This is a genomic window from Massilia hydrophila, assembly GCF_020208145.1.
GTDB classification, from domain to species: Bacteria; Pseudomonadota; Gammaproteobacteria; order Burkholderiales; family Burkholderiaceae_D; genus Telluria; species Telluria hydrophila.
The window spans coordinates 403,410-423,568 of sequence record NZ_JAHYBX010000001.1; the positions used below are offsets into that span (position 1 = coordinate 403,410).

Genomic DNA, 20,159 nt, shown 5'->3' on the forward strand with positions numbered 1-20,159 from the left:
AAGCAATCACCGCGTGGGCGGGAGACCCGCCCACCCTACGAACCCGGCAAGAAGGAATAAATAATGGACCGCCTGATTTACACCGCCGCCAGCGGCGCCAAGCATATCCTCGAGAAGCAGGCCACCACCTCGAACAACCTGGCCAACGTGAACACCACGGGCTTTCGCGCCCAGCTCGACGTGTTCCGCGCGGTGCCCGTGCAGGCCGAGGGCCTGCCGACGCGCGCCTTCGTGGTGAATTCGACGCCGGCCGCCAACTTCGCGCCTGGCGCGCTGCAGGTGACCGGGCGCGAGCTGGACGTGGCCGTGAAGGGCAATGGCTGGCTGGCGGTCGAGATGCCGGACGGTACCGAAGCCTATACCCGCAACGGCTCGCTGCAGATGAGCCCGAACGGCATCCTCACCACCGCCGGCGGCGTGCCGATCGCGGGCGAGGGCGGCCCGATCACGATTCCGCCCGACGCCACCGTCACCATCGGCGGCGACGGCACCATCTCGACCATGTCGCGGGTGGACCAGCCGGCGGTGCCGGTGATCCTGGGCCGCATCAAGCTGGTGAACCCGCCTGAGGCCGACCTGGTGCGCGGCGACGACGGCATGTTCCGCATGCGCGACGGCAGCGCGGCCGCGGCCGACCCGGCGGTGCGCGTGGCCGGCGGCGCGCTCGAGGGCAGCAACGTGAGCGCGATCGACTCGATGGTTGACATGATCAGCCTGGCACGTTCCTTCGACACCCAAATGAGCCTGCTGAAGAACGCCGAGAATAACGCCGCGAAAGCCACCCAGATCCTCGCTTTGAATTGATAGTTGCTGCAGCATAATTCTCCTGTACATGGCGGCCTCCGTCCGCCGCCCACAGGAGAATTCCATGATCCGTTCGCTGTTCATCGCCAAGACCGGCCTCGAAGCGCAACAAACGAACCTCGACGTCATCACCAACAACCTCGCCAACGTCAGCACGACCGGCTTCAAGCGTTCGCGTGCGGTGTTCGAGGACCTGCTGTACCAGAACGTGCGCCAGCCCGGCGCCCAGTCCTCGCAGCAGACCAACCTGCCATCGGGCCTGCAGATCGGTACCGGCGTGCGCGCCGTCGCCACCGAGCGCATGTTCACCCAGGGTAACCCGCAGCTCACCAGCAACCCGAAGGACGTCATGATCAACGGCACCGGCTTCTTCCCGGTGCTGCTGCCGGACGGCACCCAGGCCTATACCCGCGACGGCTCCTTCCAGAGCGATGCCAACGGCCGCCTGGTGACCTCCAGCGGCTACGCGGTGGAGCCGGCCATCACGATTCCCGCCAATGCGGAGTCGATCACGGTCGGGCGCGACGGCACGGTCTCGGTCAAGATGCCGGGTACCGTGGCCCCGACCCAGGTCGGTTCGCTGCAGCTGGCCACCTTCATCAACCCGTCGGGACTGGAATCGCGCGGCGAGAACCTGTACGTCGAGACCGGCTCCTCGGGCAATCCGAACCTGAACGTACCGGGCACGAATGGCGCCGGCGTGCTGATGCAGGGCTATGTCGAATCGTCGAACGTCAACGTGGTCGAGGAAATGGTCGCCATGATCCAGACCCAGCGCGCTTACGAGATCAACAGCAAGGCGATCACCACGTCCGACCAGATGCTGCAGAAACTGTCGCAGCTGTAACCCACCGCAGATCACCGCCAAGCATGAAAAACCTGTTCGCCATCTTCGCGCTGTCGGCCCTGGCCGCCTGCTCGACCACCCCAAGCACCATCGTGCAGGGCCCGACCTCGTCGCGTCCGATGCTGGTGCAGGCCGCGCCGGCCCTGGACGGCGCCATCTACAGCGCGGGCAGCTACCGCCCCATGTTCGAAGACCGCCGCGCGCGCCACATCGGCGACCTCTTGACCGTGAATATCACCGAGCGCACCTCGGCCGGCAAGTCGGGCGCCAGCACCGGCAGCAAGTCGGGCAGCGCCGAGTTCTCGGTGCCGGGCCCGCTGCAGGCCAAGCTGGGCGCCGGCGTGGGGCTGGAAGGCGCGAGCAAGTTCGCCGATGCCGACACCCAAAGCGCATCCAACAATTTCTCGGGCACCATCGGCGTCACCGTCACCGAAGTGCTCCCGAACGGCAACCTGATCGTGGCCGGCGAGAAGCAGGTCGCGATGAACAAGGGCATCGAGTTCATCCGCTTCTCGGGCATGGTTGCGCCGGACACCATCCAGACCGGCAACATCGTGTCCTCGACCGTGATCGCCGACGCCCGCGTCGAGTACCGCACCAACAGCCGGGTCGACCGGGCCGAGGTGAGCAACATGCTGTCGCGCTTCTTCCAGTCGATGCTGCCGTTCTGAGGATGACCATGCCTTCCAAGCTTAGCTCCTTCGCCATCCTCTGCCTGGCCCTGCTGGGTGCGGCGCCGGCCGCCCAGGCCGAGCGCCTGAAGGAACTGGCCAGCATCGCCGGCGTGCGCGAGAACCAGTTGTCCGGCTACGGCATCGTGGTCGGCCTGGACGGCACCGGCGACCAGACCAGCCAGACCCCGTTCACCGTGCAGTCGATCCAGGCCATGCTGCAGCAGAAGGGCATCAACCTGCCGCCGGGCACCCAGCTGCAGCTGAAGAACGTGGCGGCCGTGATGGTCACCACCTCGCTGCCGGCGTTTGCCCAGCCGGGCCAGACGATCGACATCACCGTCTCCTCGATCGGCAACGCGAAGAGCCTGCGCGGCGGCACCTTGCTCATGACGCCGCTGCACGGCGCGGACGGCCAGGTGTACGCCATGGCCCAGGGCAACGTGCTGGTGGGCGGCGTCGGCGCCCAGGTGGCCGGGGCGCAGGTGCAGGTGAATCACCTGTCCGTGGGCAAGATCTCGGCCGGCGCCACCGTCGAGCGCGCCGTCGCCTCGACCCTGGGCGCGGACAACCAGATCCGCCTCGAGCTCAAGCAAACCGATTTCTCCACCGCCGCGCGGGTGGTGGAAGCCATCAACGACCAGTTCGGCGCCGGCGTCGCCACCGCGCTCGACGGCCGCGTGGTGCGCGTGCGCACTCCGTCCTCGAGCGACCAGCGGGTGGCCTTCATCGGGCAGCTGGAGAACATCGACGTGAGTCGCGGCAAGGACGCGGCCAGGGTGGTCATGAACGCGCGCACCGGTTCGGTGGTGATGAACCAGGCCGTGATGCTGGACGACTGCGCCATCTCGCACGGCAACCTCACCGTGACCGTGGGCAGCGACACGAACGTCAGCCAGCCGGCCCCGGGCTCGCTGGGCGCCACCGCCGTCACCCAGACCCCGAGCGTGGAGGTCAAGAAGGATCCGGGCCGCGTCCTGATGCTCAAGGGCGGCGCCTCGCTGGCCGACGTCGTCAAGGCAATGAACGCGATCGGCACCACGCCGCAAGACCTGCTGGCCATCCTGCAGGCGCTCAAGTCGGCCGGCGCGCTGCGCGCCGAGCTCGAGATCATCTAAGCACCTTCCGGACCGCACATCATGATCGGCTCGCCTTCCACTGACCTGACCAGCAAGTTCGCCCTCGACACCAAGGGCCTTGGCGAACTCAAGCAATCGGCCAAGGCCGGCTCTCCGGCCGCGCTGAAGGAGGCGGCCACCCAGTTCGAAGCCATGTTCATCAACATGATGATGAAGAGCATGCGCGACGCCACCCCGCAGGACGGCATGCTGGACAACCAGCAGACCAAGATGTTTACCTCGATGCTGGACCAGCAGATGAGCCAGAACATGGCCAAGCGCGGCATGGGCCTGGCCGACGTGCTGACCCGCCAGCTGAGCGCGAACGGGATGGGGGCGCAGGCGCTGGCGATCGGCGCCGATGGCTATCCGGCCGCGGCCGGCAAGGCGGCTGCCGCGGCCCAGGGCCTGGCGCCGCTGGACGGCAGCATGCGCCCGGGCATGGATGCGGCCACCATGCTGCGCACCGGCGCCGGCCAGCCGGGCGCGCCGGCGCTGCCGCTCACCACCGACAGCGGCCGGGTGCAGGCCCCGCACGTGCGCGCCTTCCAGGAAAAGCTGCATGTCCACGCGGCCGAGGCCGAGCGCGCCACCGGCGTGCCGGCCAAGTTCATGCTGGGCCAGGCCGCGCTCGAAAGCGGCTGGGGCAAGCGCATGATCCGCAACGCCGACGGCAGCAACAGCCACAACCTGTTCGGCATCAAGGCCGGCCCGGGCTGGAAGGGCAAGGTCGCCACCGCCGTCACCACCGAATACGTCAACGGCCGCCCGCATACCAAGGTGGAGCGCTTCCGCGCCTACGATTCGCCGGCCGACTCGTTCAAGGACTACGCCAACATGCTGTCCAGGAATCCGCGCTACGGCAAGGTGCTGGCCAGCGGCGCCGACGCCAGCGCCTTCGCCCATGGCCTGCAGCGCGCCGGCTATGCGACCGACCCGCAGTACGCGGCCAAGCTGACCCGCATCATCAAGCATTCGCTCGCATGAAGATGAGCCAATACTTCCGTTGGGCGGCCGCTCCTCGGGCGCATGCGCATGCCGCCGTCCGTAGGGTGGGCGGGTCCCCCGCCCACGCGGCGATAGTTGACACAAGAGCAAGCGGACAGGCGGCAGCACCGTGGTTTGAACGCGTGGGCGGGAAACCCGCCCACCCTACGGTCAAGTTTTCCGGAAATCTGCCGTTGTTAGACTAGTCAGAGAAAGAAAAGCACATGTCCCTCCTCAGCATCGGTAAAAGCGGTCTGTTCGCCGCCCAGGCGGGCCTGACCACGACCGGCCACAACATCGCGAACGCCAACGTGGCCGGCTACAGCCGCCAGGTGGTGCAGCAGGCCACCGCGCCCATGCTCGACCAGGGCTACGGCTTCCTGGGTACCGGCACCCAGGTGGCCCAGATCAAGCGCTACAGCGACGAGTTCCTGAACGGCCAGGTGCGCACCGCCCAGGCCGGCGCCAGCGCGCTGGATGCCTACTACGGCCAGATCCGCCAGATCGACAACATGCTGGCCGACTCCAGCGCCGGCCTGTCGCCGGCCATGCAGGAATTCTTCAGCGGCGTGCAGGACATGGCGGGCGACCACGCCTCGGTGCCTTCGCGCCAGGCCATGCTGTCCGGCGCCGAGGCGCTGGCCACGCGCTTCCAGGCGATGGACAACCGCTTCCAGGAGATCCGCGAAGGCGTCAACAGCACGATCCAGTCGAACGTGACCTCGATCAATGCCTATGCCTCGCAAATCGCCGACCTGAACCGCCAGATCAGCACCTATTCCTCGAACGACCGCAAGGTCCCGAACGACCTGCTCGACAAGCGCAACCAGATGGTGCTTGAGCTGAACACCCACGTGAAGACCAGCGTGCGCCCGGGCGACAACAATACCCTGACGGTCTCGATCGGCAACGGCCAGCCGCTGGTGGTGGGCGAGCAGACCTTCCAGCTGGCGGCGGTGCGCTCGGCCTTCGACCAGGCCCGCCTGGAAGTCGGCTACGTGGTCGGCGGCAATGTGGTGCCGCTGGGCGACGCCGCCATGGCGGGTGGCGAACTGGGCGGCGTGCTCGAGTTCCGCAGCAAGACCCTGGACCCGGCCCAGAGCGCGCTCGGCAAGGTCGCGATCGGCATGGCGCTCGAGTTCAACGCCCAGCACCGCCTGGGCCTCGACCAGCGCGGCAACCCGGGCGAGAACTTCTTCAGCGTGGCGCGCGCCTGGACCGGCGCCCACGAGCGCAACGCCACCACCAGCGATACCGCGGTCGACGCCGTCGTGAGCGATCCTTCGCAGCTGAAGGACAGTGACTACGAGGTGCGCTACGACGGCGCCGGCTTCGACGTGGTGCGCCTGTCGGACAAGAAGGAAGTGATCTCGAACTATGTGCCGGACGGCCTGCCGGTGAGCGCCGACGGCATCGACTTCAACATCACCAGCACGATGGCCGCGGCCGGCGACCGCTTCCTGGTGCGCCCGACGATCGGCGGTGCCGCCAACTTCAACACCCTGGTCAAGGACCCGGCCATGATCGCCGCCGCCGTGCCGGTGGCCACCAGCGCCGAGGTCACCAATGGCGGCAATGTCAAGATCAGCGCGGGCACGGTCGACGCGCGCTTCCTGGCCACGCCGCCGCCGCTGCCGATCAACCTGGTCTACGACAGCCTGACCGGCAGCCTGAACGGCTTCCCGGCCGCCATGCAGGTCGATATCGTCGGCCGCGACGGCGTCGCCAAGCCCTCGGTGCTGCCGCCGGTCACCACGGTTCCCTACGCGGATGGCGACACCTTCACCGTGGGCGGGGTCAGCTTCACCCTGAGCGGCAACCCGGCCAACGGCGACCGCTTCGCCATCGCCGGCAACGGCGGCGGCGTGGGCGACGTGCGCAACGTCGGCAAGCTGGGCGAGCTGCAGACCAAGAATATTTTCAACGGCAACAACGCCACCCTGCAGGGCTCCTACGCGCAGCTGGTCAGCACCGTCGCCAACAAGACGCGCGAAGTCCAGGTGACCGGAGAGGCCAGCAATACCCTGCTGTCGCAGGTCCAGACCTCGGCGCAGGACGTCTCGGGCGTCAACCTGGACGAGGAAGCGACCAACCTGATCAAGTACCAGCAGGCCTACCAGGCGGCCGGCAAGATCATGCAGATCGCCGGCACCATCTTCGACACGCTGCTGTCGATCGGCCGATAACGAACGCGGAGCACCATCATGCGCATCAGTACCCTTTCGATCTACGGCAACGCCACCAGCCAGCTCAATTCCCTGCAGAGCGCGCTGGCGCGTACCCAGGAACAGCTGGCCACCAACCGCCGCGTGGTCTCGCCTTCGGACGATCCGATCGCCTCGGCGCGCGCGCTGCAGGTCGGCCAGTCGCTGCAGATGAACGAGCAGTTCGCCACCAACCGCTCATCGGCCCGCTCGGCCCTGGGCATGACGGAAGGGGCGCTGCAAAGCGCCGGCAACCTGCTGCAGGACATCCAGGAACTGGCGGTGCGTGCCGGCAGCGGCATCCTGCAGGCCAGCGACCGCGAAGCCCTGGCCACCGAGCTGGAAGGCCGCCTGGCCGACCTGATGGGCGTGGCCAACAGCAGCGACGGCAACGGCGGCTACCTGTTCTCGGGCTACCGCACCACCACCCAGCCGTATGCCAGCGTGCCGGGCGGCGCCCGCTACGACGGCGACCAGGGCCAGCGCCAGATGCAGGTGGCGTCTTCGCGCAAGATCCCGATGTCGGTGCCGGGCAGCACCGTGTTCGACGCCAATCCCACCGGCAACGGCCGCTTCCAGACCGCTGCCGCGGCCACGAATACCGGCACCGGCGTGGTCTCGACCGGTTCCGTCACCGGACCGGCCGGCCCCGGCGGCTACAACTTCTCGGTCAGCTTTTCCAGTGCCGGTACCTTCGACGTGTCCGACACCTCGGTGGCGCCGCCGGTGGTGATCCTGGCCAACCAGACCTACACCTCGGGCGCCGCGATCTCCTTCGGCGGCGTGAGCTTCGAGATCAAGGGCGACCCGGCGCCCGGCGACAGCTTCACGGTCGGTCCGAGCGCCAAGGAATCGGTGTTCACCACGGTGAGCGACATGATCACGGCCCTGCGCGCGCCGGGCGACGACGCGGCCGGCAAGACCGCGCTGTCCAACAGCCTGAACAAGGCGATGGGCACCCTCAGCTCGGCCCACGACAACATCCTGACCGTGCGCGCCTCGGTCGGCGCCCACCTGAAGGAACTCGACTACCTCGACGGCGCGGGAGACGACCTCGGCATCCAGTACAAGGCGACCCTGTCGACCCTGGAAGACCTCGACGTGGTGAAGGCGATCTCGGATTTCTCGCGCCAGCAGACCACGCTGCAGGCGGCCCAGATGTCGTTCAAGACCATGTCTGGGCTGTCGCTGTTCAACTACCTGTAAGGGCAGGGCTGCTCAGCGTACCCTGGGCCAACCCGGCGCCAGCAGCTCGACCGCTGGTCCGGGCAAGGTCTCGGCCGAGAGGAAGAGCCAGTCGTGGTTCCCGAGCCGGACCGCGACCCCGTGCACCGCGAACGCGGCGGCCAGGCCCGGCGTGAAGAACTGCTGGGGGCCGAGTTCGTAGGTGGCGCCATCGAGCAGGATGACCAGCCGCGAGCCGGTGGCGTCGACCGTGATGTGCTGTGTCGACAGCCTGGTGATCCTGCAGCGCCCGGTCTGCATCAGGCCGCCCAGCGAGCGGGCATAGACGAATGCGAGCTCCTTGCCTTCGCGCTGCCATTGACGCAGCTGCGCTGCGCCTTCCCCTTGCGCGTCCAGTTCTCCCAACAGGCCCTGATCGGCTGGCTGCAGTGTCACCGGGTGACCCATGTGTGTCCTCCTGTCGATGTCATGCGTCGGTCCACGCCGAGTGTATGCAGAAGCGGCGCGTGCCGCAAGCCATGCACGCGGCACGAGAACGCCTGATGCCGGCGGAACAGGCGACTCGGCTGGTACCACCCCTACGGTGCAGGAGCCGGTAGCGGCGCAGCGGGGGGCGGCGTAGCCGGGCGCGGCGCAGCGGCACGCGGTACGGCGCGCCCCGCTTCGATGCCGGCGTTGAACATGTTCACGATCGGCATGCCGAGATAAGGCATGGCCAGGCTCAGCGTCAGGAAACCGACCCCCAGCGTGACCGGAAAGCCGATGCCGAAGATGTTCAGCTGGGGCGCGGCGCGCGTCAGGATGCCGAGCGCGACGTTGGTGATCAGGAGCGCGGCGATGACCGGCAGCGCCAGCTGCAGGCCGCTGGAGAAGATGCGTCCGCCCCAGCGCGCCAGTTCCAGCGGCCCGTTGCCGGAGAAGGGCGTGGCCGCGATCGGCATCGCATGGAAGCTTTCCGCCAGCGCTGCCAGCAGCACCAGGTGGGCGTTCACGGCCAGGAAGGCCATGGTCGCCACCAGTGCCAGGAACTGGCCCACCGCCGACGAGCGGCCGTGCGAGTTCGGATCGAAGAACACGGCGAAGCCCAGGCCCATGGTCATGCTGGCGATTTCGCCCGCGTACTCGATGGCGGCGAACACGATGCGCATTGCGAAGCCCATCGCCAGCCCGATCAGGAGTTCCTTGGCCAGGATCAGCAGGCCGCCCCAGGAGGTCGGGTCGATGGCGGGAATGTCGGGCACGGTGGGCGCGATGACCGAGGCCAGCAGCACGCCGAGGGCGACCTTGATCGACATCGGCACGCCGGCATTGCCGAACAGGGGCGCGGAGGCGACCAGGCCGAGGATGCGCGTGAGCGGCCACAGCAGCCCCGCGATCCAGGCGTTCATCTCGCCCGTGGTCAAGCTCAGCAAGGCAGCGCTCCGTCTAGCCGATCATGCCGGGGATGCCGGTGAACACCCCGCGCATGTAGTCGAGCATGGTCGACAGCATCCAGGGCCCGGCCACCACCAGGGCGATGAAGATCCCGACCAGTTTCGGGATGAAGGACAGCGTCGCCTCGTTGATCTGGGTCGCGGCCTGGAAGATGCTGATGATCAGGCCGATGATCAGGGCCACCAGCAGCAGCGGCGCGGCCACCATCAGCGTGACTTCCATCGCATTGCGGCCCATGGTCATGACGGTTTCCGGAGTCATGCGCGCCCCCTAGTAGAAGCTCTGGGACAGCGAGCCGATCAGGAGCTGCCAGCCGTCTACCAGCACGAACAGCATCAGCTTGAAGGGCAGCGAGATCACGGCCGGCGACATCATCATCATGCCCATCGCCATCAGCACCGAAGCCACCACCATGTCGATGATCAGGAAGGGGATGAAGATCGCAAAGCCGATCTGGAAGGCAGTCTTCAGCTCGCTGGTGACGAAGGCCGGCACCAGTACCCGCAGCGGGATGTCTTCCGGGCCCTGCAGCGCGGGCGAGCGCGAAATCTTGACGAACAGGGCCAGGTCGGACTGGCGCGTCTGCTTGATCATGAACTCTTTCAGCGGTACCGCGCCGCGCTCCAGCGCTTCGCCCATCTGCATCCGGTTCTCCTGCAGCGGCAGGTAGGCCTCGGTGTACATGCGGTCGAACGTGGGACCCATCACGAAGAAGGTCAGGAACAGGGCCAGGCCCACCATCACCTGGTTCGGCGGCGCGGTGGCGGTGCCGATCGCCTGGCGCAGCAGCGACAGCACGATGATGATGCGGGTGAACGCCGTCATCATCAGGAGCGCGGCCGGCAGGAAGGTCAGCGCGGTCAGCAGGATCAGGGTCTGGACCGGCAGCGAATAGGCGGTGCCGCCGCCCGCCGCCGGGCTGGTGGTGAAGGCCGGGATGCCGGGCTGGGCCAGCGCGGCCAGCGGCAGCAGCGCCGCGGCGGCCACCAGCAGGAGTCGTTTAGTTCGCATTGCGTTTATCTATCGTATTCTTGAGCCACTCGCCGAAGCTGGCGGCAGCCGGCTGTCCGGCAGCGGGGGCCTGCACGGCCGCGCCTTCGCCGCGCGGCATGGTGGCGAGCGCATTCACGCGGCCGGGCGAGGCGCCGACCACGATCCACTGGTCGCCGACCTCGATCACCATGATGCGTTCGCGCCCGCCAAGGCTGAGGCCGCCGACCAGGCGCACGTTGGCGCCGCCGGCCATGGCGCGCGGCGCGAAGCGCTTCAGGAACCAGGCCAGGCCGAGCAGCAGGCCGAGCACCAGTACCAGGGCAAGGATGGTCTGCAGCAGGCTGCCGGTGCTGGGCGCGCCGGCCGGCATGGCGAACGCGGGCGGACGCTGGACCGGAGCGGGTGTCAGGGCCGGGGCGGTGGCAGCGACGGTGGCCGGATCCTGCACGGCCGGATCGGCCGGGCCGGCGGTCTGGACCGGGGTCGCGACCGGCGCGGATGGGGCAGGGCGGGCCGGGGTTGCCGGACGGCCGGTGGTGGTCGCGCCGGGCGGTAACGCCTGGGTTTCCTGGGAAGCAGGAGCAGGGACAGGAATGGGAACGGGAGCCGGCGCGGCCTGCCCGGCCATCGATGGCCCCGCCCAGACACCTAGTAGGAGCGCAGCTGCGCACCGTAGGGTGGGCGGCTTCGCCGCCCACGCGGCCAGCCAGCACCACGATGGACGCACCGGTGCGACATGGCCAGCCCCACCTGCCCGCATGGGCGGAATACCCGCCCCCACGCCGTTGCTCGAACTCATTTATTCAATTTTCTGATCCGTTCCGATGGCGTAATGATATCAGTCAAGCGAATCCCGAACTTGTCGTTCACGACCACGACCTCGCCCTGGGCGATCAGGCAGCCGTTGACCAGCACGTCCATCGGCTCGCCGGCCAGGCCGTCGAGTTCGACCACGGAACCCTGGGCCAGCTGCAGCAGGTTCTTGATCGCGATCTTGGTGCGCCCGAGCTCCACGGTCAGCTGCACCGGGATGTCGAGGATGAAGTCGATGTCGTTCGGGGTGTCGTTGCGTGCGCCCTTGTTCGAGAAATCCTTGAACACGGCAGCGGTGGCGGTGCTGGCCGCGGCCTGTTGCTGGCGCTCGAGCGCGGCCGCCTCGGCGGCGGCCTGCTCGGCGATCGCGGCGCCCCAATCGTCGTCGAGACCGCTCTGGTCGTCCTGGGTATCAGACATGGTGTCCTCCTGTTGCGCGGCCGCCGCCATCGGCGCCGCGACGCATTGCATGAATTAGGTTTTGTTGAAGTTGTCGCTGTTGGCGAGCAGTTTCTCGACCTTCAGCGCGTACTGGCCATTGAACACGCCATAGCTGCAGTCCATCACCGGCACCCCGTCCACCGTCGCCTGCAGCATCTCCGGCACGGTGATCGGGATGATGTCGCCGACCTTCATGTTCAGGATCTCGTCGAAGTTGGCGCGGCCTTCGCCCAGCACCGCCACCAGTTCGACCTCGGCGGCCTGGATCTGCTGGGTCATCAGGCGCACCCAGCGCTTGTCGACTTCCAGCGCCTCGCCCTGCAGGCTGGAGGTGAGCGCGTCGCGGATCGGCTCGATCATCGAGTAGGGCATGCAGAAGTGGATCTGGCCCGACACCGAGCCCAGCTCGACCGTGAAGGTGCAGGACACCACCACCTCGTTCGGGGTCGCGATGTTGGCGAACTGGGTGTTCATCTCGGAGCGGATGTACTCGAACTCGATCGGGTACACCGGCTCCCACGACTTGGTATAGGCCTCGAACACGATGTCCAGGATGCGCAGGATGATGCGCTGCTCGGTCTGGGTAAAGTCGCGCCCTTCCACGCGGGTGTGGAAACGGCCATCGCCGCCGAACAGGTTGTCCACCAGCAGGAACACCAGGCCCGGGTCGAACACCATCAGCGCGGTACCGCGCAGCGGCTTCATGTGGATCAGGTTGAGGTTGGTCGGCACCACCAGGTTGCGGATGAACTCGCTGTACTTGGAGACCCGCACCGACCCCACCGAGACCTCGGCGCTGCGGCGCAGGAAGTTGAACAGGCCAACCCGCAAATACCTGGCGAAACGCTCGTTGATGATCTCGAGCGTCGGCATGCGGCCGCGCACGATGCGCTCCTGCGTCGCCAGGTTGTAGGTGCGGACTCCCGAGGTGTCTTCAGGCGCCGCGATGTCGTCCTGATCGCCGTTGACCCCCTTCAGGAGGGCATCGACTTCTTCCTGTGAGAGGAAATTATCGGCCATGGTGCGTCGGGCTTACTGGATGATAAACGAGGTAAACAACACGTCGGTCACGTCCTGTTCGTCGCCTTCCTTGACGAAGGGCTCGCGCACGACGGCGCCGATCTCGGCGGCGAGCTGCTGCTTGCCCTCGAGCGTGCTGATCTCCGAGGCCTTCTTGCTCGACAGGAGCAGCAGCACGCGGTTGCGCACGATCGCCATGTTGTCCTTGATGAGCTGGCTCTGCTCGGCGCCCTCGACCTGCAGCGTGAACTGCACCTGCAGGTACTGCTCGCCGTTCTCCGGCTGCAGGTTGACGGTGAAGGCTTCGATCGGCAGGTATTCCGGCTTGGCGTGTTCGTCCTTTTTCTTTTTCTTTTTCTTGGCATCCTTGGCCGGTTCCTCGTGCGCGGCGGCGTCGCCCGCACCCAGGAAATACCAGGCCGCACCGCCGCCGCCGCCCAGCAGCAGCACGGCCGCAATGGCGATCACCATCAGCTTTTTCTTGGATCCGGCAGGGGCGGAAGGGTCCGCGTCGGCTTTCGGGTCCGCTTTCGATTTCGGATTGGCTTTCAAGATATTCAGTGCCTAAATAAGTGCCTAACAGAATGTATCGGTCATTATGCATTATGGCGGCCGGGCCAGTCCCGGCAAGCCCGGAAAAGAACCGATAAGCAACGCCTATCCACGCGATCAGGCAAATGTATCGACCGCGCCGCGCTCGCCCAGCACGACGGTGCGTGCCACCGGAACCGCGGTCTCGCCAGTGTCGCCGGCATCGCCGGCATTGCCGCCCGCCAGGCGGCCGGCGGCAGGCGCGTCGCGACGCTCGCCGTCCCACGACTGGCGGCCGTCCGGCGTGCCGGCGTCGACGGTAGCGTTACCGAGTGCGATGCCGCTCTCGCTCATCATCTCGCGCAGGCGGGGAAGGGCGTTCTCAAGGGCCTGGCGCACTTCCTGCTGGCTGGACGAGAAAGCCACGCTGGCGCCGTCATTGCCCACGTTCAGCACCACCTGCACCGGGCCGAGGTCCGGCGGATTCAGGGTAAGCGTTGCGGCCTGTTCCTTGCCGACCATGTAGACGATGCGCTGGCTGACCTGGTTGTCCCAGGCCTGGGTACCGAGACGGGCCGGGATGCGGTCGCCCGGCATGGCGGGCGCCCCGGCCAGGGTTTCCAGCCTGGATACCTGGGCCTGCAGCTGGGCCGCGGCCGGCGCCGGGGCGGCCGCCTCCACGCTGGCCCTGGCTTCGGCGGCGCGCGCCTGTGCCTGGGCCGCCAGCCTGGATGGGTCGGCCTGGGCGGCCGGGTTGGCCTGGTTGCCCACGCCACCTTGCTGCGGGTTGCGCGCCTGGCCGGCATCGGCCTGCGCCGCATGGGTGCCTGCGGCCGGCTGCGAAGCCGGGCCCCGGGTGGCGTCATCCGCCATGTCCGCCATGTCTGCCATTCCCGGCAGCGCGAAGGCGCCTGCCTGGGCCTGGCCCTCCTCGTCCATCTGGTCCGGCTGGTCCGCGGCGCCAGCCTGCGCAAGGGCCGGCTGCTGGCCGCTGGCCTGCAGCGCGACCGTGGCGCCGGCCAGCGCCGTTGCGGCGGCCTCGGCTGCAGGTGGGACGGCAGGGGCGGCCGCGCCGGCCTGGGCGGCGAGCATTGCCGCGAGCGCCGCCTGTGCGGCCGCGCCGTCGGCAGGCGCCGCCAGGGCAGGTACAGCATCGGCCGGCAGCTGTCCGGCAGCGTCGGCTTGCGCGGCCGCCGGGTCCGCCACCGCGGCCGGGGCCGGCTGGGTGGACAGGCCCAGGCTGGCCATCAGGGCCAGCATGTCGGTGGCGGGGCTGGACGCCGCCTGCGCAGCAGCTTCCGCCGCAGCTTCGGCTTCCGCTACTGCAGCCGATTCTGCAGCCGATTCCGCGTGCGCGGCGGCGCCATCCGCGGTGGCCGCGTCGGCCGCGGAACCGGACTTGCCGGCCGCGGCGGATTTGCCCGCCGGCGCGTCGCTTGCGCGGGCGGATTGCGCCGATGCCTGGCTGGCCTGATGCGGCGCCGGCGCCGCGTTGCGCTCGGCCGCTTGCTGCCTTGGCGGCGCGGCCGGCTTGCCCGCTCCCGCCGCCCTGGCGCTGGCCGGCGCCGTATTCGCCGCCGGTGCCTGTGCCGCAGCCTGGCGCTGCGCGATCTCGCGCGACAAGGTGGCGCCGAAGCCGCCATCGGCAGCCTGGGACGGCGTGCCCGCGCTGCTGCGCGGTGCCTGCGCCTGCGCCGGGGCCGCACCGGTCAGCTGGAAGGGAAGGGAAGAGGTCTGCATCGTCATGAAAGGTCCGCCTGGTTCAGCGTTTGTAGCGGGCGCCACGGGCCGCGTGGTCGTCCATCAGTTTCTGGTCGCGCTTGTTCTCGATCGCCAGTGCCTCGGCCGCCGCACGCTCGTTCAGCGTGCGGTAGGACAGGCGCTTGCGCTCGCTTTCCTGCCATGCCTTGCGTTCCACCTCCGCCTTGTACTTCGCATGCTTGATGACCTCGCGCTGGCCCGTGATCGCATTGTCCAGCTTGCCGATGAAGGCGATGAAGTTGTGATACGCGAAAGGCGTGATGCCGGCCATCTGGGCCGCGTCGAGCTTGCGCACGTATTCGTCCCGGTAGCCGTCCAGCATGCCCAGCTTCTGTTCCGCCTCGTCCACCGCCTGCAGGGCCGTGCCCAGGCGCTTGGCGATCGCGTCGGAATCGCGCTGCGCAAGGTCGATCAGGGTCTCGAGGGCGGAAGAATTGGCCATATCAGGGTCACACTAATGAGCAGAGTATAGTTCTGCCCGGCACTATTCCATCACTGGAATAGAGAGGTCAATTGCCCCAAACTCTCCAGCATGCCCGCGTTGTCGTGGATTTCCTGGCACAGGAAGGCTTCGATCTGCTCGTGCTTGGCGATCGCCTGGTCCAGCACCGGGTCGCTGCCGGCGGCGTAGGCGCCCACGCTGATCAGGTCGCGCGAACGCTGGTAGCGCGAGTACAGCTGCTTGAGCTTGCGCGCGGCCAGCTGGTGCTCGTGGGTGGTGATGCCATGCATGGCACGCGAGATCGACTGTTCGATGTCGATCGCCGGGTAGTGGCCGGCCTCGGCCAGGTGGCGGTTCAGCACGATGTGACCGTCCAGGATACCGCGTGCGGCGTCGGCGATCGGGTCCTGCTGGTCATCGCCCTCCGACAGCACGGTGTAGAAGGCGGTGATCGAACCGCCGCCCTCGATGCCATTGCCGGCCCGCTCCACCAGCACCGGCAGCTTGGCGAACACCGAAGGCGGATAGCCCTTGGTGGCGGGCGGCTCGCCGATGGCCAGTGCGATCTCGCGCTGCGCCATCGCGTAGCGGGTCAGCGAATCCATGATCAGCAGCACGTTCTTGCCCTGCTCGCGGAAGTGCTCGGCGATCGCCGTGGCATAGGCCGCGCCCTGCAAGCGCATCAGGGGCGGGGAGTCGGCCGGCGCGGCCACCACGGCCGAGCGGGCGCGGCCTTCCGGCCCCAGGATCTGCTCGATGAATTCCTTGACTTCGCGGCCTCGTTCGCCGATCAGGCCGACCACGATCACGTCGGCCGTCGTGTAGCGCGCGATCATGCCCAGCAGGACCGATTTGCCGACGCCGGTACCGGCGAACAGGCCCAGGCGCTGGCCGCGGCCCACCGTCAGCATGGCATTGATGGCGCGTACGCCCACGTCCAGGGTTTCCGAGATCGGCGCGCGGTCGAGCGGATTGATCGGGCGCGCGTTCAGCGGACCGACCTCGTCGGTGCCGAGCGGACCCTTGCCATCCAGCGGGCGGCCGGCGCCGTCGACCACCCGGCCCAGCAGCTGCATGCCGACCGGCAGGTGGCGCGCACGGTCGCTCGGACGGCGCCGCGGGTGCTGCACGCTGCCCGGCTTCGGCAGGGCGGTCTCGACCGGGAACACGCGCGAGCCGGGCACCACGCCCTCGACGTCGCTCTGCGGCATCAGGAACAGGCGCTCGCCCTCGAAGCCGACGACTTCGGCCTCGATCCTCAAGCCGTTGGTCACCGGGATGGTGCAGGCGCTGCCCACCGCCAGCTTCAGCCCCACGCATTCCATCACCAGGCCGGCCACGCGCGTGACGCGGCCCGAGACCTGCATGGGTTCGGCGAAGCCGACCAGGGCGTCGCAGTCCTTGATAAAGGATTGCCAGCGGGCGGTGTGGCGGTCGCTAGTCGTTGCCATGACCGTTTAATTCCCGAGCCAGTCGACATTCGACTGGAGCGCATGGGTCAGGCGCCCCCAGCGCGCCTGCGCCTGCGCATCGATCTGGTTGCTGGCGGTATCCACCTTGCAGCCGCCGCGCGCGAGCGAGGCATCGTCGACGATGCGCCAGCCGCCCTTGAGCAGCTCCTGGCCCATGGCCTGGCGCACGATCTCGGCGTCCTCCGGGTGCAGCGTGAGGGTGGCCGGCTGGGCCAGCACGGGCAGGTAGCCGATCGCCTCCTGCACCACCGGCAGGATCAGTTCCGGACGCACGTCGAAGGCCGTGCGCACCATGCCGCGCGCCAGGCGCAGGGCCAGTTCCAGCACGTCGTGGGCGATGGTCTCGTCGGCCTGCACCACGGCGTCGCTGAAGGTGGCGGCGATGCTGCGCAGGTGGTCGAGTTCCGCCTCCGCTTCGAGCCTGCCGGCGCGCTCGCCCTCGGCATAGCCTTCGGCATGGCCGGCGGCGCGGCCTTCCTGCAAGCCCTCGGCATAGCCTTCGGCGCGCGCGTTCTCGCGGATCGCCTCCAGCTCCTCGAGCGTGGGCAGGGCCACGTGCTGCACGATCTGCACCGGCTCCGCGGCCGGCGCCTGCGCGGCGCGGCGCGCCTGCGTGCTCGGGCGCTCGTCGCCGAACGAGGTCATTTCCCAGCGCTGGTAAGCGCTTTGCTGTTCCTTTGGAATCATCAGATGAACGAGTCCTCGCCTTTACCACCCAGCACGATCTGGCCTTCGTCCGCCAGGCGGCGCACGATCTGCAGGATCTGCTTCTGCTGGGACTCCACCTCCGACAGGCGCACCGGACCCTTCGACTCCAGGTCTTCGCGCATCATTTCGCTGGCGCGCTGCGACATGTTCTTGAAGATCTTCTCGCGCAGGTCTTGCGAGGCGCCCTTGAGCGCGATGATCAGCATGTCGGATTGCACTTCGCGCAGCAGCAGCTGGATGCCGCGGTCGTCGATGTCGAGGATGTTGTCGAACACGAACATCTCGTCCATGATCTTCTGCGCCATGTCGTTGTCGTAGTTCTTGATGTTGTCCATCACGGCCGCTTCCTGCTCGCCGCTCATGAAGTTCAGGATCTCGGCCGCGGTGCGCACGCCGCCCAGCGAGGACTTCTTGATGTTCTCGTTGCCCGACAGCAGCTTGGTCAGCACGTCGTTCAGCTCGCGCAGGGCGGCCGGCTGCACGCCGTCCAGGGTCGCGATACGCAGCACCACGTCGTTGCGCAGGCGGTCGGTGAAGTTGGCCAGGATCTCGCAGGCCTGGTCGCGCTCGAGGTGCACCAGGATGGTGGCGATGATCTGCGGGTGCTCGTTGCGGATCAGTTCCGCCACGGAAGGCGCGTCCATCCACTTCAGGCTTTCGATGCCCGAGGCGTCCTTGCCGCCCAGGATGCGGTTGAGCAGCACGGCGGCCTTGTCGTCGCCCAGCGCCTTGGTCAGCACCTGGCGGATGTACTCGTCCGAGTCGAGGCCGACGGTCGAATGCAGGTTGGTCTCCTCGACGAAGTTTTCCAGCACCTTGACCACGTCGCCGTGCTGCACCGATTTCATCTGGGCCATCGCCCCGCCGAGCTTGAGCACTTCGCGCGGGCCGAGGAACTTCATCACCTCGGCCGCTTCCGCTTCGCCCAGCGCCAGCATCAGGATCGCCGCCTGGGTCACGCCATCCTTGTCCTTGTCACTCATTTGATCCCAACCATGCTTTCACAACGTTAGCAACGATCCGCGGGTCCTGGCGGGCCAGGTCCTGCGCCATCTGCAGGTTCGCCCGGTAGCCCTGGTCGCGGCGTTCGATTTCCTGTTCCTCGAGTTCCTCTTCGGGGGAGGCGGCGCCGGCCTGCGCCTTGCCATCCTCTTCCTCCTCGGCCTGCTCTTCGTCCGGATCGGGCGGGACGGCAGTGACCTCGTCGAACTTCTTGATCGCCGGTCGCATCAGCGGCAGCAGGATCCGGTAGTAGAGGAAGGCCAGCACCGCGAACAGCAGCAGGTACTTGCCGATCTCCTTGGCCAGCGGCAGGTTGGCCGGGTCGCGCCACCAGTCCAGGCTAGGAGGGGTGTCGTCCGGGCGGTCCACGCCGTCGAACGGGGCATTGGTCACGTTCAGGGTGTCGCCGCGATTCTGCGAATAGCCCATCGCCTGCTTCACCAGCTCGTTGATCTGCGCGACCTCGTTCGCGGTGAGCGGCTTGACCACGACCTTGCCGGTCTTCGGATCGATCGAGCGGCGGTAGTTCACCACCACGCCCACGGTCAGGCGCTTGATGCCGCCCATCGGACGCTGCTCGTAGCGGATGGTCTTGTCGACTTCGTAGTTGGTGGTGGCGTCCTTGCGGGTCGGGCCGGCGGCCGGGGCAGCGCCTGCGGCGGCCGGCTGGCCGTCGATCGGCGCCGTGGCCACGCCCGGCGGCTGGTTCGACAGCGCGCCCGGGATGCCGGAGGCGCCCGGGCCGGCCTGGCTCGACTCCGAGGTCTGCTGGCTGCGGATCGCCTGCGGCTCCGGCGGCGAGTTCGGCTTGTACATCTCGGCCGCGGTATCGACCTGGGCGAAGTCGATCTCGGCGGTCGCCTCGGCGCGCACGTTTTCCTTGCCCACCAGCGGCGCGATGATCGATTCGACCTGCTTGATGATGTTCTGCTGGACCTGCTCGACGTACTTCAGCTGGGTGGCGTCCAGGCCCTTGTTGCCGGCCGCCTTGTTGCCGGTCTCGGACAGCAGGTTGCCGTTCTGGTCGACCACGGTGACGTTGCCGACCGTGAGTTCCGGCACGCTGGAGGCGACCAGGTGCACGATGGCGCTGACCTGGCCCTGGTCGAGGGCGCGGCCCGGCTGCAGGTTCAGCAGCACCGACGCGGTGGGCTTCTGCTGGTCGCGCACGAACACGGAGGGCTTGGGCAGGGCCAGGTGCACGCGCGCCGCGCTCACCGAGCCGAGCGACTGGATCGAGCGCGCCAGTTCGCCCTCGAGCGAGCGCTGGTAGTTCACCTGTTCCAGGAACTGCGAAGTGCCCAGCTTCTGGTTCTCCATCAGTTCGAAACCGACGTTGCCGCCCTTGGGCAGGCCCTGGGCGGCCAGCTTCAGGCGCAGGTCGTGGATCTGTTCGCTAGGGACCAGGATCGCGCTGCCGCCTTCGGAAAACTTGTACTTGACCCCCATCTGGTCCAGCGAGGCGGTGATCGCGCCGCCGTCGCGGTCGCTGTAGTTCGAGAACAGCACGCGGTATTCCGGCGCCTGGCTCCACATCCACAGCGCCGCCATGATGGCCACCACGAGCGCGATGCCGCCGCCGAGCGCGACCCGCTTGCCCATCGTGGTCTGCAAAAAGCCCTGTTTCGCGTCCTGGCCGGACGCTGGGGTGTCGATCAGATCATCAGCAACTGCTGCCATGGTGTCGGTTGGTGTCGAGGAGAGGGGGAAATCGGAGATTAGACCG

At 67.8% G+C, this 20,159-nt stretch carries 21 protein-coding genes; 7 read left to right on the forward strand and 14 right to left on the reverse strand.

The genetic code is table 11. The annotated features are described in order from the left end of the window. Window positions 1–63 precede the first annotated feature (63 nt). The 7 genes from flgF (at window position 64) to flgL (ending at window position 7,837) form a co-directional block, all read left to right on the forward strand. A complete protein-coding gene (flgF, locus tag LE190_RS01750; RefSeq protein WP_225237104.1) occupies window positions 64–804 on the forward strand; it encodes a flagellar basal-body rod protein FlgF in 741 nt (246 codons plus the stop codon). A gap of 64 nt (window positions 805–868) precedes the next feature. Beyond that, window positions 869–1,651 (forward strand): flagellar basal-body rod protein FlgG, encoded by a 783-nt coding sequence (gene flgG, locus LE190_RS01755; protein WP_225237105.1) that lies wholly within the window; start codon window positions 869–871, stop codon window positions 1,649–1,651. A 23-nt stretch (window positions 1,652–1,674) separates the two neighbouring features. Beyond that, window positions 1,675–2,322 (forward strand): flagellar basal body L-ring protein FlgH, encoded by a 648-nt coding sequence (locus tag LE190_RS01760; protein WP_225237106.1) that lies wholly within the window; start codon window positions 1,675–1,677, stop codon window positions 2,320–2,322. A gap of 8 nt (window positions 2,323–2,330) precedes the next feature. Beyond that, window positions 2,331–3,440, forward strand: a complete 1,110-nt coding sequence (locus tag LE190_RS01765; RefSeq protein WP_225237107.1) for a flagellar basal body P-ring protein FlgI — start codon at window positions 2,331–2,333, stop codon at window positions 3,438–3,440. Between the two features lie 21 nt (window positions 3,441–3,461). Next, window positions 3,462–4,427, forward strand: a complete 966-nt coding sequence (gene flgJ, locus LE190_RS01770; RefSeq protein WP_225237108.1) for a flagellar assembly peptidoglycan hydrolase FlgJ — start codon at window positions 3,462–3,464, stop codon at window positions 4,425–4,427. 224 nt (window positions 4,428–4,651) lie between these two features. Further along, entirely contained in the window at window positions 4,652–6,613 is a 1,962-nt protein-coding gene (gene flgK, locus LE190_RS01775) for a flagellar hook-associated protein FlgK (RefSeq protein ID WP_225237109.1), read from the forward strand. Between the two features lie 18 nt (window positions 6,614–6,631). Beyond that, entirely contained in the window at window positions 6,632–7,837 is a 1,206-nt protein-coding gene (flgL, locus tag LE190_RS01780) for a flagellar hook-associated protein FlgL (protein WP_225237110.1), read from the forward strand. 12 nt (window positions 7,838–7,849) lie between these two features. Here the strand turns inward: flgL and LE190_RS01785 are convergent, their stop codons facing one another. The 14 genes from LE190_RS01785 to fliF all read right to left on the reverse strand — a co-directional run bounded on the left by LE190_RS01785 (window position 7,850) and on the right by fliF (window position 20,113). Continuing rightward, on the reverse strand, window positions 7,850–8,263 hold the full coding sequence (locus LE190_RS01785) for a hypothetical protein (protein WP_225237111.1): 414 nt from the start codon (window positions 8,261–8,263) through the stop codon (window positions 7,850–7,852). Window positions 8,264–8,394: 131 nt separating this feature from the next. Then, on the reverse strand, window positions 8,395–9,228 hold the full coding sequence (fliR, locus tag LE190_RS01790; protein WP_225237112.1) for a flagellar biosynthetic protein FliR: 834 nt from the start codon (window positions 9,226–9,228) through the stop codon (window positions 8,395–8,397). 13 nt (window positions 9,229–9,241) lie between these two features. Further along, entirely contained in the window at window positions 9,242–9,511 is a 270-nt protein-coding gene (gene fliQ / locus LE190_RS01795; protein WP_225237113.1) for a flagellar biosynthesis protein FliQ, read from the reverse strand. Window positions 9,512–9,520: 9 nt separating this feature from the next. Further along, entirely contained in the window at window positions 9,521–10,261 is a 741-nt protein-coding gene (gene fliP / locus LE190_RS01800) for a flagellar type III secretion system pore protein FliP (RefSeq protein ID WP_225237114.1), read from the reverse strand. Beyond that, complete coding sequence (gene fliO / locus LE190_RS01805; protein WP_225237115.1) at window positions 10,251–10,871, reverse strand: flagellar biosynthetic protein FliO; 621 nt, start codon at window positions 10,869–10,871, stop codon at window positions 10,251–10,253. Before fliO ends, fliP begins: the two co-directional genes overlap by 11 nt. A 167-nt stretch (window positions 10,872–11,038) precedes the next feature. Then, window positions 11,039–11,476 (reverse strand): flagellar motor switch protein FliN, encoded by a 438-nt coding sequence (gene fliN / locus LE190_RS01810; protein WP_225237116.1) that lies wholly within the window; start codon window positions 11,474–11,476, stop codon window positions 11,039–11,041. Between the two features lie 54 nt (window positions 11,477–11,530). Next, window positions 11,531–12,517 carry a flagellar motor switch protein FliM gene (fliM, locus tag LE190_RS01815; RefSeq protein WP_225237117.1) on the reverse strand — a complete coding sequence of 329 codons (987 nt, stop codon included), beginning with the start codon at window positions 12,515–12,517 and terminating at the stop codon, window positions 11,531–11,533. A 12-nt stretch (window positions 12,518–12,529) separates the two neighbouring features. Further along, window positions 12,530–13,069, reverse strand: a complete 540-nt coding sequence (gene fliL, locus LE190_RS01820) for a flagellar basal body-associated protein FliL (protein WP_225237118.1) — start codon at window positions 13,067–13,069, stop codon at window positions 12,530–12,532. 117 nt (window positions 13,070–13,186) lie between these two features. Beyond that, the gene (locus tag LE190_RS01825; RefSeq protein ID WP_225237119.1) at window positions 13,187–14,794 is read right to left on the reverse strand and encodes a flagellar hook-length control protein FliK; all 1,608 of its coding nucleotides are present in this window, start codon (window positions 14,792–14,794) and stop codon (window positions 13,187–13,189) included. A gap of 16 nt (window positions 14,795–14,810) precedes the next feature. After that, the gene (gene fliJ, locus LE190_RS01830; protein WP_224948019.1) at window positions 14,811–15,251 is read right to left on the reverse strand and encodes a flagellar export protein FliJ; all 441 of its coding nucleotides are present in this window, start codon (window positions 15,249–15,251) and stop codon (window positions 14,811–14,813) included. Between the two features lie 50 nt (window positions 15,252–15,301). Next, window positions 15,302–16,702 carry a flagellar protein export ATPase FliI gene (gene fliI / locus LE190_RS01835; RefSeq protein WP_307734645.1) on the reverse strand — a complete coding sequence of 467 codons (1,401 nt, stop codon included), beginning with the start codon at window positions 16,700–16,702 and terminating at the stop codon, window positions 15,302–15,304. A 6-nt stretch (window positions 16,703–16,708) separates the two neighbouring features. Next, window positions 16,709–17,410 carry a flagellar assembly protein FliH gene (locus tag LE190_RS01840; protein WP_225237120.1) on the reverse strand — a complete coding sequence of 234 codons (702 nt, stop codon included), beginning with the start codon at window positions 17,408–17,410 and terminating at the stop codon, window positions 16,709–16,711. Further along, complete coding sequence (gene fliG / locus LE190_RS01845) at window positions 17,410–18,414, reverse strand: flagellar motor switch protein FliG (RefSeq protein ID WP_225237121.1); 1,005 nt, start codon at window positions 18,412–18,414, stop codon at window positions 17,410–17,412. Before fliG ends, LE190_RS01840 begins: the two co-directional genes overlap by 1 nt. Continuing rightward, complete coding sequence (gene fliF, locus LE190_RS01850; RefSeq protein ID WP_225237122.1) at window positions 18,407–20,113, reverse strand: flagellar basal-body MS-ring/collar protein FliF; 1,707 nt, start codon at window positions 20,111–20,113, stop codon at window positions 18,407–18,409. Before fliF ends, fliG begins: the two co-directional genes overlap by 8 nt. Window positions 20,114–20,159 lie beyond the last annotated feature (46 nt).